The organism is Pseudoalteromonas sp. MER144-MNA-CIBAN-0113, from assembly GCF_040308965.1.
GTDB lineage: Bacteria > Pseudomonadota > Gammaproteobacteria > Enterobacterales > Alteromonadaceae > Pseudoalteromonas > Pseudoalteromonas tetraodonis.
The window spans coordinates 1-14,382 of the sequence record NZ_JBEOOG010000092.1 but is presented as its reverse complement, the minus strand read 5'-3'; the positions used below and the strand labels follow the sequence as shown (position 1 = coordinate 14,382).

Annotated in this window: 11 protein-coding genes and 1 tRNA gene; 11 read left to right on the top strand and 1 reads right to left on the bottom strand. The window is 41.5% G+C overall.

All coding sequences use genetic code 11. The features are described 5' to 3' along the window. The first annotated feature begins 176 nt into the window (after positions 1-176). From trmJ to AAEY57_RS17145, 11 genes are all read left to right on the top strand, one after another. Complete coding sequence (trmJ, locus tag AAEY57_RS17195; RefSeq protein WP_290191409.1) at positions 177-902, top strand: tRNA (cytosine(32)/uridine(32)-2'-O)-methyltransferase TrmJ; 726 nt, start codon at positions 177-179, stop codon at positions 900-902. 202 nt (positions 903-1,104) lie between these two features. Beyond that, positions 1,105-1,596 (top strand): Fe-S cluster assembly transcriptional regulator IscR, encoded by a 492-nt coding sequence (iscR, locus tag AAEY57_RS17190; protein ID WP_008113921.1) that lies wholly within the window; start codon positions 1,105-1,107, stop codon positions 1,594-1,596. Positions 1,597-1,620: 24 nt separating this feature from the next. Continuing rightward, positions 1,621-2,838: an IscS subfamily cysteine desulfurase gene (locus AAEY57_RS17185; protein WP_024602642.1), complete on the top strand. Its 1,218-nt coding sequence runs from the start codon at positions 1,621-1,623 to the stop codon at positions 2,836-2,838. A 40-nt stretch (positions 2,839-2,878) separates the two neighbouring features. Beyond that, positions 2,879-3,262 (top strand): Fe-S cluster assembly scaffold IscU, encoded by a 384-nt coding sequence (gene iscU, locus AAEY57_RS17180; RefSeq protein ID WP_008467675.1) that lies wholly within the window; start codon positions 2,879-2,881, stop codon positions 3,260-3,262. A gap of 9 nt (positions 3,263-3,271) precedes the next feature. Beyond that, positions 3,272-3,595 carry an iron-sulfur cluster assembly protein IscA gene (gene iscA, locus AAEY57_RS17175; RefSeq protein WP_008113924.1) on the top strand — a complete coding sequence of 108 codons (324 nt, stop codon included), beginning with the start codon at positions 3,272-3,274 and terminating at the stop codon, positions 3,593-3,595. 70 nt (positions 3,596-3,665) lie between these two features. Continuing rightward, positions 3,666-4,193 (top strand): co-chaperone HscB, encoded by a 528-nt coding sequence (hscB, locus tag AAEY57_RS17170; protein WP_008113925.1) that lies wholly within the window; start codon positions 3,666-3,668, stop codon positions 4,191-4,193. Positions 4,194-4,234: 41 nt separating this feature from the next. Next, positions 4,235-6,097 carry a Fe-S protein assembly chaperone HscA gene (gene hscA, locus AAEY57_RS17165; protein WP_008467671.1) on the top strand — a complete coding sequence of 621 codons (1,863 nt, stop codon included), beginning with the start codon at positions 4,235-4,237 and terminating at the stop codon, positions 6,095-6,097. A gap of 11 nt (positions 6,098-6,108) precedes the next feature. Further along, positions 6,109-6,447 carry an ISC system 2Fe-2S type ferredoxin gene (gene fdx / locus AAEY57_RS17160; protein WP_008113929.1) on the top strand — a complete coding sequence of 113 codons (339 nt, stop codon included), beginning with the start codon at positions 6,109-6,111 and terminating at the stop codon, positions 6,445-6,447. 840 nt (positions 6,448-7,287) lie between these two features. Next, positions 7,288-8,715, top strand: coding sequence for an NAD-dependent succinate-semialdehyde dehydrogenase (locus AAEY57_RS17155; protein WP_350608347.1), 1,428 nt, complete (start codon positions 7,288-7,290; stop codon positions 8,713-8,715). Between the two features lie 473 nt (positions 8,716-9,188). Then, positions 9,189-10,730, top strand: a complete 1,542-nt coding sequence (locus AAEY57_RS17150) for a methyl-accepting chemotaxis protein (RefSeq protein ID WP_350608346.1) — start codon at positions 9,189-9,191, stop codon at positions 10,728-10,730. Between the two features lie 4 nt (positions 10,731-10,734). Then, the gene (locus AAEY57_RS17145; protein ID WP_350608345.1) at positions 10,735-13,284 is read left to right on the top strand and encodes a sensor domain-containing protein; all 2,550 of its coding nucleotides are present in this window, start codon (positions 10,735-10,737) and stop codon (positions 13,282-13,284) included. A gap of 719 nt (positions 13,285-14,003) precedes the next feature. Here AAEY57_RS17145 and AAEY57_RS17140 read toward each other — a convergent pair. Beyond that, positions 14,004-14,079, bottom strand: a tRNA-His gene (locus tag AAEY57_RS17140). Between the last annotated feature and the right edge of the window lie 303 nt (positions 14,080-14,382).

The following is a 14,382-nucleotide window of genomic DNA, read 5'->3' as shown; positions in this document are numbered from 1 at the left end:
TGACCGCTGACCGCTGACCGCTGACCGCTGACCGCTGACCGCTGACCGCTGACCGCTGACCGCTGACCGCTGACCGCGAACTGATCTTTTAGATCTCGACTATTGAATATAGGATCTCAGCGCGTTTTCATGCTAGAATTTGCGCAATTTTTTTGTACTAGATAAGTAGCACTGTAATGATCTTAGATGATATTCGCATCGTTTTAGTTAACACCTCACATTCTGGCAATATTGGTTCAGCGGCGCGCGCCATGAAAACCATGGGATTATCAAAGTTATACCTTGTTGATCCAGCCTGTGAAATAGACAGCCATGCTAGTGCGCTTGCTGCTGGTGCGACTGATGTACTAGGTAATGCTGTTATTGTTGATAGCGTTGCAGATGCGATTGCTGACTGTGCATTAACGATTGGTACTAGCGCCCGCTCGCGTACATTGTCGTGGCCTATGGTAGAGCCGAGAGAATGTGGTGAAAAGCTTGTTGGCGAAGCCGTAAACGGCCCTGTAGCGCTTGTGTTTGGCCGTGAAAACAGTGGGTTAACTAATGAAGAATTACAACTGTGTAATTACCATGTGTGTATTCCTGCTAACCCAGAATACAGCTCGCTAAATTTAGCCATGGCAGTACAAACCTTATGCTATGAAACGCGTATGGCGTTTTTAAATCAACAGCCTAAAGCGGAACAAGAAGAAGACGACACCCTATATCCATCGTCTAAACAAACAGAGCTGTTTTACGAACATCTTGAAGACACCTTGTTTAAAACAGGCTTCATCATTAAGCAGCACCCAGGCATGGTAATGACTAAGCTACGTCGCTTGTTTAATCGTGCTCGCCCTGAAGATGCTGAAATGAACATATTACGAGGTATTCTTACCTCAATTAATAAGTCTATAAAATAGCAATTAGTTATAAATAGCGCCCTTTATTGCTCTACTAATACTTGACTAAATTACTCAGGTAATTACAATAGACCCAATACTTGACCAAAACAGTCGGGTATTGCAAGTTTATCGGCTGGCATTCGAGGCTAGCCAATCAGGATAATACTTGACTAATCTACTCTGGTAATTAAAATTTGCACTCTTTTGTGCGGGGGGCGTTATGAAGTTAACATCAAAAGGCAGATACGCCGTTACAGCCATGCTGGATGTTGCACTACATGCAAATATAGGCCCTGTAGCGCTTGCAGATATTTCGCAGCGCCAAGAAATTTCTTTGTCTTATCTTGAGCAATTATTTGCCCGTTTACGTAAAAATGGGCTAGTGAGTTCTGTTCGAGGTCCTGGTGGGGGCTATTTACTAGGACGTGAGGCCGATGTAATTTCAGTTGGCGATGTTATCAATGCGGTAGATGAATCTGTTGACGCTACACGGTGTCAGCGAAGCAATACTGGTTGTCAAAGTGGTATGCGTTGTTTAACCCATACATTGTGGTCAGATTTAAGCGCACGAATTGAAGAATTTTTAAATAATATTACCTTAGCTGAACTGGTTGAAAAGTCGGACGTTAAAGCGGTCGCTCTTCGCCAAGAAAACAGCGTTAATGATGCAATTAAGCAGTTGGAAAATATTCAAGTAAGCTGTCAACTTTAAGGTTGACCTGCAGCGGAGAGAGAAATGAAGTTACCGATTTATTTAGATTACGCAGCAACTACGCCTGTTGACGAACGAGTTGCCAAAGAAATGATGCAGTGCCTGACTATGGACGGTAATTTTGGTAATCCAGCATCGCGTTCACACCGTTTTGGTTGGCAAGCTGAAGAAGTCGTTGACCAAGCACGTACTGACATTGCTGATTTAATTAATGCAGACCCACGTGAAATTGTATTCACATCGGGTGCAACAGAATCAAATAACCTTGCTATTAAAGGTGCAGCTCAGTTTTACAAGAAAAAAGGTAAGCATGTTATTACCGCTAAAACTGAACACAAAGCGGTTATCGACACATGTCGTGAACTTGAGCGTCAAGGGTTTGAAGTAACCTACATGGACGTTGAAGAAAACGGCCTACTTGATCTGCAAAAATTAGCAGACACCATGCGTGACGACACCGTGCTTGTAAGCATCATGCATGTAAATAACGAGCTAGGTGTAATCCAAGATATCGCTACAATTGGTGAAATGTGTCGCGAACGTAAAATTATGTTCCACGTAGATGCGGCACAAAGCGCGGGTAAAGTTTTAATCGATGTGCAACAAACCAAAGTAGATTTTATGTCATTCTCGGCGCACAAAGTATACGGCCCTAAAGGCGTAGGTGCTTTGTATGTTCGTCGTAAACCACGTGCACGTTTAGAAGCACAAATGCACGGTGGCGGCCATGAACGTGGCATGCGTTCTGGTACATTAGCAACTCATCAATTAGTGGGTATGGGTGCAGCATTTAGAATTGCAAAACAAGATTTTGAAAAAGATCACGCACACATCAGTGCGTTGCGTAAACGCCTAATCGACGGCATTTTAACAGATATGGACGAAGTGTACTTTAATGGCACGCAAGACCAATCAGTACCTGGTATTGTCAACATTAGCTTTAACTTTGTTGAAGGTGAGTCGTTACTAATGGCCGTTAAAGATATTGCGGTATCGTCAGGTTCAGCCTGTACATCTGCAAGTTTAGAGCCTTCTTACGTATTACGTGCATTAGGTCGCAACGACGAGCTAGCGCACAGCTCAATTCGTTTTAGTATTGGCCGTTTTACAACCGAAGAAGAGATTGATTACACCGTTGAGCTAATGAAAAACTCGATTGGCCGTTTACGTGAAATGTCTCCTCTTTGGGAAATGCACCAAGAAGGTGTTGATTTAGATTCAGTTGAATGGGCGCACCACTAATTAGTGGAGCCCATACCTAGCAGGTAGTGAGGATAGAATTATGGCTTACAGTGATAAAGTAATCGACCACGTAGAAAACCCACGTAACGTAGGTGCTCTAGATAAAAACGATCCGTCAGTGGCAACGGGTATGGTAGGCGCACCAGCATGTGGTGACGTAATGAAATTGCAAATTAAAGTATCGGCAGACGGCGTTATTGAAGATGCAAAATTCAAAACGTACGGCTGTGGTAGCGCAATTGCTTCATCTTCGCTGGTAACAGAGTGGGTTAAAGGCAAAACATTAGACGAAGCTGCGACTATCAAAAATACCGATATCAGCGCAGAGCTAGAATTACCACCAGTGAAAATTCACTGCTCAATTTTAGCCGAAGATGCAATTCAAGCAGCAATTGCAGATTACAAAAGCAAACATACAAACTAAGAGATATTCATGGCAGTGACATTGACAGATGCGGCAGCAAACCGCGTACAATCATTTTTAGCAAACCGTGGTAAAGGCATTGGCCTGCGAGTTGGCATTAAAACGACGGGCTGTTCAGGTCTTGCTTATGTTCTAGAGTTTGTTGATGAGCTAAACGATGACGATGAAACATTTGCGGCCAAAGGCGTTACCTTAATTGTTGACGCTAAAAGCTTAGTTTATATCGACGGCACCGAGCTCGACTACACTAAAGAAGGTTTAAATGAAGGGTTTAAATTTAATAACCCTAACCAAGCCGATGAGTGTGGCTGTGGCGAAAGCTTTACCGTTTAAGCTCAAACTTGTTTTAAGATATAAATAAGCCCTGCCAGTTAATGTAGGGCTTTGTCATTTGTGAGAAGTTATGCGTTATTTTGAGTTATTTGCAATACCGGTTGACTACAATATTGACTTAGCAATGATCAACAAGCACTACTTAGAACTTCAACGTGCTGTACACCCTGATCGTCATGCTAATGCCAGCAGTCGTGATAAATTAATGGCCGTACAAAGTACCGCTGAAATTAATGACGCATTACAAACACTTAAGCATCCGGTTAAACGTGCTGAATATATGTTGAGTGAGCTGGGCGTTGATATTCGCGCTGAGCAGCAAACACTGCAAGATCCCATGTTCTTGATGCAACAAATGGAACTGCGCGAAGAGCTTGAAGAACTTCCCTCTGCAAGTGATCCAGATATCGCTATTGCTAATTTTGAGTCGCAAATAAAGCAATTAAAAGCCCAGTATAGCAACGAATTAGCTGAGCAACTTGCAAGCAACGATGAGCAACAATATCAACACGCTGCTGACAACATTCGCAAATTAAAATTTGTATATAAGTTACAAGACGAACTTGAACGCATTGAAGACAGTTTATTTGACGATTAATTACTTGCTGCAAAGCGAGCAACACGAGTTTAAAGAGCATTATGGCATTATTGCAAATTGCTGAGCCGGGGCAGAGCGCGGCACCACATGAACACAAATTAGCCATTGGAATTGATTTAGGCACTACAAATTCATTAGTGGCAACCGTACAAAGCGGCGAAGCACGCACTATTACTGATGAGTCAGGCGAAGCGATGTTACCCTCAGTGGTTCGTTATCAAGCTGGCGGCATTACCGTGGGTAATGATGCAATGCAAGCAGCTACACTCGATCCGGTTAATACGCTTATTTCAGTGAAGCGCTTTTTAGGTAAAACGCAAACCGAAATAGAACAAAGCTATGGCCAACTGCCTTATCAGTTTTGCGATGATGATGGTGCATTGGCTATCGAAACGGCTGCGGGAAAAATCAGCCCAGTTAAAGCCTCAAGTCATATTTTAAATGCTTTAAAAGTACGCGCTGAGCAAAGCTTTGGTAATCAAGATATTTTAGGGGCAGTGATTACGGTACCAGCTTATTTTGATGATGCACAGCGTCAAAGCACCAAAGATGCGGCTGAGCTTGCCGGTATTAATGTACTGCGCTTACTAAACGAGCCTACTGCCGCTGCCGTTGCTTACGGTTTAGATTCAGGGCAAGAAGGTATTATCGCCGTTTATGATTTAGGGGGCGGTACCTTTGATATTTCTATTCTGCGTCTTAATAAAGGCGTGTTTGAAGTGCTGGCCACCGGTGGCGATTCAAGCCTAGGCGGCGACGACTTTGACTCATTATTAGTTGATTACCTAAAACAAGAAACCGGCGTGACAAGCTTATCTCCTTCGGTATTACGCTTATTCATTAATAAAGCCAAAGCCTGTAAAGAAGCACTCAGCCAATACGAAAAAGTGAATGTTGGCCTTGAGTTTGACGATGAAAAATACATGGTTGAAGTAACGCGAGAAAAATTTAATGAGCTCGCTATGCCACTGGTTAAAAAAACGCTCCGCTCATGTCGTCGTGCAGTAAAAGATGCCGGTATTGAAAACCAGGAAGTATTACAAGTTGTAATGGTTGGTGGTTCAACTCGTATGCCATTAGTGCGTACTCAAGTCGGTGAATTTTTTGATAAACAGCCACTAACTTCAATTGACCCTGATCGCGTTGTTGCACTGGGTGCAGCATTACAAGCTGACGTATTAATTGGTAACAAGCCAGATTCAGACATGTTATTACTTGATGTGTTACCGTTGTCATTAGGCCTTGAAACAATGGGTGGCTTGGTTGAAAAAATCATTCCACGCAATACCACGATTCCGGTTGCGCGTGCGCAAGAATTTACTACGTTTAAAGATGGTCAAACGGCCATGTCGTTGCATGTATTACAAGGTGAACGTGAACTGGTTGACGATTGTCGATCGCTGGCAAAGTTCAGCTTAAAAGGTATTCCTCCTATGGCGGCGGGGGCGGCGCATATTCGCGTTACCTTTAAAGTAGACGCTGATGGTTTACTAAGCGTATCAGCCATGGAAAAATCAACCGGCGTTCAAGCAGAAATACAAGTAAAACCGTCGTTTGGTTTGTCTGACGACCAAGTTGCTAATATGCTTAAAGAGTCGATGAGTAACGCTAAAGGCGACATGCAAGCGCGTATGCTTAAAGAGCAACAAGTTGAAGCGCTTCGTGTAATAGAAGCAATGGAAGCCTCTTTAGCAGCTGATGGCGATTTACTTGAGCCTGAGCAACTAGCGGCGCTAAAAGTGGAAATAAACGAACTTGCAAAAGTACGCGAGAGTGCACAAGAGCCAAGTGAAATTAAAGCAGCCATTGAAAAAATGGACAATGCGAGTAGTGATTTTGCCGCGCGTAGAATGGATGCATCAATTAAAAAAGCCTTAACAGGCCAGTCAGTAGACAATATATAAGAGAGATTAGAATGCCACAAATTGTTTTTCTTCCCCATCCGGAGTTGTGTCCTGACGGTGCAGCAATAGAAGCGCCCGCTGGCGAAACGGTACTTGATATCGCGCTTAAAAATGGCATTAGCATTCCTCATGCCTGTGAAAAATCATGTGCATGTACAACGTGTCATTTAGTGATCCGTGAAGGTTTTGACTCATTAGATGAAAGTGATGACCTAGAAGATGACATGCTAGATAAAGCATGGGGTTTAGAGCCTGAATCTCGCTTAGGTTGCCAAGCAATTATCAGAGATGAAGACTTAGTGGTTGAAATACCTAAGTACAATCTCAATATCGTTAATGAAGAACACTAGTTTTTAATTAATGACTATCATATTAAAAGCCGCTGTTTGATACAGCGGCTTTTTTGTTTTAGGCGAAGATTTATGCCGCGCAGACAAATCTTTTGTAGACGTAGAGCTTTCTCAAGTTAGCCTTGCAGCGGCTCATTGTTTGATTTTTTAGTGATTTATTCACCACAGAGGGCACAAAGTTCACAGAGAAAGTGAGCAAAGGCAAAGGTTTAGTGTTATTTACCTTAACCCCTCGGTGTAGCGCGAAGCGCCTTTGTATTCTCTGTGGTGTAAATATTTTGTAGGCGGGGCTTTACGCCGAGCAGAAGTAGCAGCGGGTTTACCCCGCGTCTTTTTAAAGGTTAAAGGCGAAAGGCAAAAGGTTACGAGCGGCGGGCTGCGAGACGCGGGTAAATTAAAATAGCCTGTAGGCGGGGCTTTACGCCGCGCAAATGTGGTTAAAGGTAATAAAATTATGCACAAAGAGGTTAAGAGACGCTGCGCTTTTAGAGGAAGTGATAAAACAATTAATCACTCAGGCTAATGGTTAGTGCTTTCTCATTTTCTTCTCATTCACTTCTCTTTGTGCATATGCTTTTTAAAGCGGTTTTATTCCGCGTTTGTTAGTAATTTTATTTACCACAGAGATTACAGAGTGCGCAGAGGAAGTGAATAAATACAAAGGTTGAAGGTAAAGGGTTACGGGCGGCAGGTAAATTAAAATTAAAAAGTCTTGTAGCGTTAACCACAAGGCTTTTTTAATTTATCGAAGCCCGAAGCCCGAAGCCCGAAGCCCGAAGCTCGAAGCTCAAGGCTCAAGGCCCGAAGCCCAAAACCCAAAACCCATTTCGGAGGTATATTTTGAGTGATCTTATTTTTTCAGACTCGTTTATTAACGGTGAATTTTATCAAACTAGCTCACGCTTTAGCGTTGATGATCCGGCCACCGAACAAAGTATTGTTGATGTAAGTGATATTGATGAGCAAGGCGTAAAAAATGCCATAACAGCAGCGCAAGGCGCTTTTGTAAAATTAAAAGCCACCAATGCGACCGAGCGAAGCGAAACCCTGATACGTTGGTATGATCTAGTAATAAAGCACAAACAAACCCTTGCTACCCTCATGACTAAAGAGCAGGGGAAACCGCTTAAAGAATCTCTTGGTGAAATAGATTATGGCGCCGGTTTTATTAAATGGTTTGCAGAGGAAGCTAAACGCAGCTACGGCGATGTGATCCCCGCCACCGATAACAGTCATCGTTTAACTAGCTTTAAGCAACCTATTGGCGTGGTAGCAGGTATTACGCCTTGGAACTTTCCTGTTGCTATGGTGACTCGAAAAGTCGCGCCGGCTTATGCCGCAGGTTGTAGTTTTATACTCAAACCTTCTGAGCACACACCATTATGCGCTATTGCTTTAGCTTATTTAGCTGATCAGGCGGGCTTTGTTAAAGGTGCATTTAATGTGCTTGTGTCACAAGATGCCAAAAAGGTGGGCAAAATGCTGACAGACTCAGAGGTGGTACGTAAGTTTACTTTTACTGGCTCTACCGGTGTAGGTAAGCAGTTACTCTCTCAATGTGCATCTACAATAAAGCGTACTTCAATGGAATTGGGGGGAAATGCCCCGTTTATAATATTTGATAATGCTGATATTGACGATGCGATTGATGGATTAATGGCGGCCAAATTTAGAAACTCAGGACAAGCTTGTGTTGCAGCAAATCGTATTTTTATTCAGCGTAATATATTAAATGACGTGCTTGAAAAAATTACACCCAAAGTCGCTGCGCTCAAAGTTGCGAACGGTTTTGATGAAAATGCCGACATAGGGCCGCTTATTTACCCCAAAGCAAAAGAGAAAGTGCAACAACTGATTAAAGACGCTCTTGATAAAGGCGCTACCCTAATTGGAGATAACAGCAATTTAGGTGGCAGTTTTCAAAACCCATTAATAGTCACCAATGTCACTACACAAATGGATATTTATCACGAAGAAGTCTTTGGTCCTGTATTAACGGTGATCCCATTTGATGAAGAAAGCGAAGTACTTGCGCTTGCTAATGACGTCCCTTATGGGTTAGCTGCGTACTTTTATAGCCAAAACATTAAACAAATCTATCGTATAAGCGAAGGGCTAGAGTTTGGCATGGTAGGTGTAAATGAGGGCGTTATATCAAACCCTGTTGCCCCGTTTGGTGGTGTAAAGCAATCAGGTCTTGGTCGTGAAGGCGGGCATCAGGGTTTAGATGAGTACTTAGAAGAAAAATACGTATGTATTAAGGTGTAATGATAAAGACTGTTCCGATGAGTTAATGGTTGTAAGATAAAACCCGGTTAAATGTTGCTAGATAATGGGCTAAATGTTACCTTTTTAATATATATTTTTCGTAACAAAATAGTAAAAAAATTTCTATAAGTAGAAATACCCCCGTGTGTAAATGCCACCATTTGGTGGCATTTTTTTTAGCCCCTTTTTTGGCGAACCTTATCGCTTTGGTCTAAAATTACTCTATAAGCAGTGATTGGTGTTTAAACTTTGTATATAAGCTTAAAATAAAGTAATAACTATTCTCGTTTGTTTTTGTGGGTTTTTGTAACCTTATGTTTTTAAATGTATATTTTTACTAAGCTGAGGTGTAATATGAAGTTTCAGGCTCTTTTGAACTGTTAGAATATAGTAATAATGTATAATTGTGTTTTATACATTTATAAATTAACATCCCGCAAATTCACCCATTAAAAAATAATGAAGCACCCACTATGAGTAGAAGAAATCAAGCAACGGTAGACCAGGAAGTTTCGTTTGGCATTGACGAAGAATTAGTTTCTACAACAGATTTACGAGGGGTTATCACCTATGCAAATGATAGCTTTTGTAAAGTTTCAGGGTATACCATCAATGAGTTAAAAGGGAAAAACCATAATATGGTTCGTCACCCAGATATGCCACCTGCGGCATTTGGTGATATGTGGTCTAATTTAAAAAGCGATACCGCATGGCGAGGAGCTGTAAAAAATAGATGTAAAGATGGGCGTTATTACTGGGTTGATGCATTTGTTACCCCTATTTACGAAAACGGTAAAAAAGTAGGTTATCAATCAGTTCGTCAACAACTCCTTCCAGAATATAAACACCGCGCAGAAAAGCTTTACCAACGTTTAAACAACGGTCAATCAATTACGCCTTTAAGTGAAAAATTAGCTGCATTTAAATTGCCTCTATTTATTGGGTGTGCCGCTTTAATTGCTTGGTTAACAAGTTACATGTTCTGGTTATGTTTGCTGTTTGTTCCTCTGCCTTTTGTTATTTTTTATGAAGAGTTAATTCGCTCGCAAAGCAAAATCAAAAAAACCAAAGCAGGCCCAGATAGCGTATCTCGGCATATTTATTCTGGTAGCGATAGCCTCAGCTATAGTGATTTTCAGATTAAATTACTTGAGGGTAAAGTAACGACCATTGTTGGGCGTATTATTGATGGCACTTTAAGCCTTAGCAAAGGAGCTGATTCGCTTAAAGTTTGTGCTGAAGCTGCGCAGGCTGGCGTTGAAAAAGAAGCATCCGAATTACATCAGGTATCGTCTGCCGTTGAGGAAATGGTGCATTCAATTGACGAGGTAGCAAAAAATACCTTAGTTACTAATCAACGAGTGCAACAAGCTCACCAAGATTGTGAGTCAGCAACGCAAGCCATGTCAGGGACAATGCGAGAGGTGTCGTTACTTGCAACTGAAGTTGATAACTCAGCAAGCTCTGCGAGTGAGTTAGCAACAGAGGCTGAAAAAATTGGTGGTATAATGCAAGAGATACAAGGGATTGCCGATCAAACAAATTTACTTGCACTCAATGCCGCTATTGAGGCCGCGCGTGCTGGTGAACATGGCCGAGGTTTCTCGGTTGTTGCTGATGAGGTACGTGCACTCTCAAGCAGAACGCATACCGCCACAGAGCAAATTCAAGTCTCAATATCTGAAATGCAATCTACGCTACTCAACTGGTCAAAAACAATGGAAGCGGGTAAAAACGCGGCAGAGAGTTGTGTGAAAGAAACCCGTAATACCCAAGATATCGTCTCAAAAGTATACGCTGCAATTACTGATATTTCTGATTTAGCAACGCAAATATCAACCGCTGCAGAAGAACAAAGTATGGTATCGCAAGAAATTAGCCGTAATATTTCAAATATTAGTAGCGCATCGTCAGAAAACCTAGCGCAAGCGCATTGTGTAGGTGCTGAGTCTGATGCAATCGAAAAGCACTCTAAAGCATTAGCGTCTCTAGGTCTTTCTTTCAAAGTAGGTTAGTAAAGTGAGCAAGGATAGCAAGCAGTTAGATATAGGTACAGCCTATGATGTATCGTATTCTCAATGTGCAAATTTAAGTGCACAATTGAGAGTACTGCAGCACGAAATTAAAGCCGATTACTTATTTATTGCCTCTGTAAATGAAGATAAATTAGCAACTACGCAGTTGGTTTTACATAACGCAGAGGTCGTTGATAACTTTTCTTATTCGCTAGAAGGCTCGCCTTGTGAACAACTACCTTCAAAAAGTGCGTGTTTTATAACGGATGAATTACAACAACACTACCCTGAAAATAAGCTACTAAAAACTATAAATGCGCAAGCTTACATTGGCGTCTCTATAAGCAATGATGAAGGCCAATTAAGCGGCGTACTGGTTGGTCTTTATTTAAATAGTGATCCAACAATCGAACGCTACCTACCAAGGCTAATTAGCTTTGCTAGTTATACAGCAGTGTTCCTGCAAAAGTGTTTTTTAGAAGATAAATCAAGCTCACAGCAATCACTATTTAGTGCTGTTGAAGCTATGTCGAAGGTAGGCACGTGGGAATATAAAATCTCAACCGGCGAGCTAAATTATTCACCCGAGGTTTATAATATTTATGGCCTTGATAAGCGCAAACCGCTCACAACCACACAAGCGATTGCGCATTATGCTGGTGAAAAAGAGCAAGCGCGTATTCGTGATTTTTTTAATCGTTTGCAAACACATGGCCTTCCTTATTGTGAAGACTTTGAGTTTGTAGATGCTCATGGCAATAAAAAGTGGGTACGGACGAGTGGTCACCCTGTTTTTAATGATGATCATCAGGTTGTTAAAGTGCATGGTGCTTTTGAAGATGTCACTTTAGAGTATGAGTTAAAGGCCAAGGTTGATGATAAAAATAATCGCCTTGAAGCTATTTTAAATAACTTAAATGATGCAGTGATCACTATTAATCAGCAAGGCGTTATTGTTCACTGTAACTCAACCGCATTAACTATGTTTGGCTATAAGCAAAATGAAATGCTTGGCTTGTCGATTAACAACTTAATGCCTGAGCCTTATGCATCTAAGCATCACTCGTATATGCGAAATTATGAGCAAACAGGTGAGGCTAAAATTATTGGTGTTGGTAGGCAACTACCTGCAAGAAAAAAAGACGGCACTATTTTTCAAATAGAATTGTCACTTACCAAAGCAGTTAATGAGCAAAGCGTTGAATATATTGGTGTAGTTAGAGATATTAGTGAAAAACTCAAAGCGCAAGATACCATTTATAATTTAGCTTATTCAGATCCCATAACAGGATTAAAAAATAAGCGGTGGTTTGAGCGCGAATGCAGAAGTTTACTTCAAAGTGCCAGCATTAATAATGGCTATATATATGCTGCATTATTAGATATGGATAAGTTAGCGCAATTTAACTTTAAGTACGGTATTGAGGCGGGCAACGAAGCACTCATTTTAACGGCTAAAAAACTATCAAATGCGGTACAGGGCGAGTACAAGCTATACAAAAGCGGAGTCGATTCTTTTTTAATTATAAGCGCCAATATAAGTAATGACTTATCCTACCTAGAGCAACAACAACCAAGTATAGACTCTAAAATATTAGCGCTAGATAACTTCTCACATAAGATCAGTGATCTTGATGTGGTACTAAGCGCCTCGTTGGGCAGTACAATTATTAATGCGAGTAGAGACTCCTATAGCTCTATGTTTGATAAGTTGGAATACGCACTAAAACAAGCCAAAAAGTTGTCTCCTTTTGGTTATTACTTTGCAGATTTAGATGCATTAAAACGTTACGAACGTACCAATAAAATTCGTTACTTACTAATAAATGTTGATAAAAGTGATGAATTAACACTGGTACTACAGCCACAATTTATTAATGAAAATACCTTTAATTCAGCCGAAGCATTATTACGTTGGGATTCTGAGGAATTAGGCGTAATAAGCCCTGGGGAATTTATACCCCTAGCAGAAGAGAGTGAAGCCATTATTAAAATTGGCGATTGGGTGGTTGATCAAGTATGTAAGTTGCTGCATGAAGTCAGCCGAGCAGGAAAAAACACCTGTATTGCCGTTAACATTAGCGCTAAACAAATTGTAGCCCCCGATTTTACAGAGAAATTGCTCGCCAGTGTTCATAAGTGGCAAGTGTCACCACGTAACTTAGTGATTGAGCTGACCGAAACGACTTTAGTGTCAGACATCGAACTAGTAAAAGAGACTATGCTTGAACTTAATAAAAAGGGCTTTAGGTTTTCAATTGATGACTTTGGAACGGGTTATTCAAGCCTGAGTTATTTGAAAGAGTTGCCAATTTCTGAGCTTAAAATAGATAAATACTTTGTCGATGGCATTATGGATACTGATGATAATTCAAGTAAAACTATTGTGAATATGATCATCGACATGGCCAGTGCTTTAGGCGTAAACAGCGTTGCTGAAGGCGTTGAGGAACCTGCGCAGTTTAATTATTTAAAGCAGCGCGGTTGCAACTTATTTCAAGGCTATTTATTTTCAAAGCCACTGCCTATTGCACAGTGGAAAGAACGCCTTTAATAAACGGCAACGGAGCGCGGGCAACGGGCAACGAGTTTCGGGGAACCACCGCGTTTTAATTGTTTTGTAGGCGGGGCTTTACGCCGCGCACATGTAACTTTCTTAAAGATTAAAGGCGAAAGGTTACGAGCGACGTGGCGCGGGTAAATTAAAATTTTTTGTAGACGTAGAGCTTGCTCACGTTAGCCGCAGGGCGGCTTATTGTTATATTTTTTAGTTATTTTATTTACCACAGAGGTAAAGAGAACACAGAGGAAGTGATTAGGTGCTAGGGAAGTGACTAGGTGTTAGGACTTATAGCCCGAAACCCGCTATCCGTAGCTCTTCTCTGTGTAGCGCGTAGCGCCTCGGTGTTCTCTGTGGTAAAAAATATTTTTGGCGGGGCTTTACGCCGCGCACATGTAACTTTTTTAAAGGTTAAAGGCGAAAGGTTACGAGCGACGTGGCGCGGGTAAATTAAAATATTTTGTAGACGTAGAGCTTGCTCACGGTAGCCGCAGGGCGGCTTATTGTTATATTTTTTAGTTATTTTATTTACCACAGAGGTAAAGAGAACACAGAGTAAGAGATTAAAGTGACTAGGTGCTAGGACTTATAGCCCGAAACCCGTTACCCGCAGCCGTGGCTTTTCTCGGTGTATCAAAATAAACTATAATTTTATTTTTAATAATGAAGTTATGAATTAACTTTAGATATTACTGAGGATACTTAGAAAATAGTGGGGCGATTGACGGGGCTCGAACCCGCGACAACCGGAATCACAATCCGGGGCTCTACCAACTGAGCTACAACCGCCACTACATACACCTTGTTTGGTGTGGCGCGCATAATACATAATATCCCCATGCTTGTGAAGCAAAAAATCAAAAAAATTAAACTTATTTTAAGTATTCTATATTTAAGCTATTGGCAACGGGCAACGGGCAACGGGCAACGGGCAACGGGCAACGGGCAGCTCGAATCCCTAATCCCGCGAGCGTGTAGCGCCTCGGTGTACTCTGTGGTTCAAAATGGTTTGTAGGCGGGGGTTATCACGCGCAGGTGGTTTTAGGCAATAAACTTATTCACAAAGAGGTTAAGAGACGCTGCGCTTTTAGA

Excerpts from the sequence above, each read along its gene's own strand:
- trmJ (WP_290191409.1), top strand. The coding sequence starts at position 177 with ATGATCTTAGATGATATTCGCATCGTTTTAGTTAACACCTCACATTCT.
- iscR (WP_008113921.1), top strand. The coding sequence starts at position 1,105 with ATGAAGTTAACATCAAAAGGCAGATACGCCGTTACAGCCATGCTGGAT.
- AAEY57_RS17185 (WP_024602642.1), top strand. The coding sequence starts at position 1,621 with ATGAAGTTACCGATTTATTTAGATTACGCAGCAACTACGCCTGTTGAC.
- iscU (WP_008467675.1), top strand. The coding sequence starts at position 2,879 with ATGGCTTACAGTGATAAAGTAATCGACCACGTAGAAAACCCACGTAAC.
- iscA (WP_008113924.1), top strand. The coding sequence starts at position 3,272 with ATGGCAGTGACATTGACAGATGCGGCAGCAAACCGCGTACAATCATTT.
- hscB (WP_008113925.1), top strand. The coding sequence starts at position 3,666 with ATGCGTTATTTTGAGTTATTTGCAATACCGGTTGACTACAATATTGAC.
- hscA (WP_008467671.1), top strand. The coding sequence starts at position 4,235 with ATGGCATTATTGCAAATTGCTGAGCCGGGGCAGAGCGCGGCACCACAT.
- fdx (WP_008113929.1), top strand. The coding sequence starts at position 6,109 with ATGCCACAAATTGTTTTTCTTCCCCATCCGGAGTTGTGTCCTGACGGT.
- AAEY57_RS17150 (WP_350608346.1), top strand. The coding sequence starts at position 9,189 with ATGAGTAGAAGAAATCAAGCAACGGTAGACCAGGAAGTTTCGTTTGGC.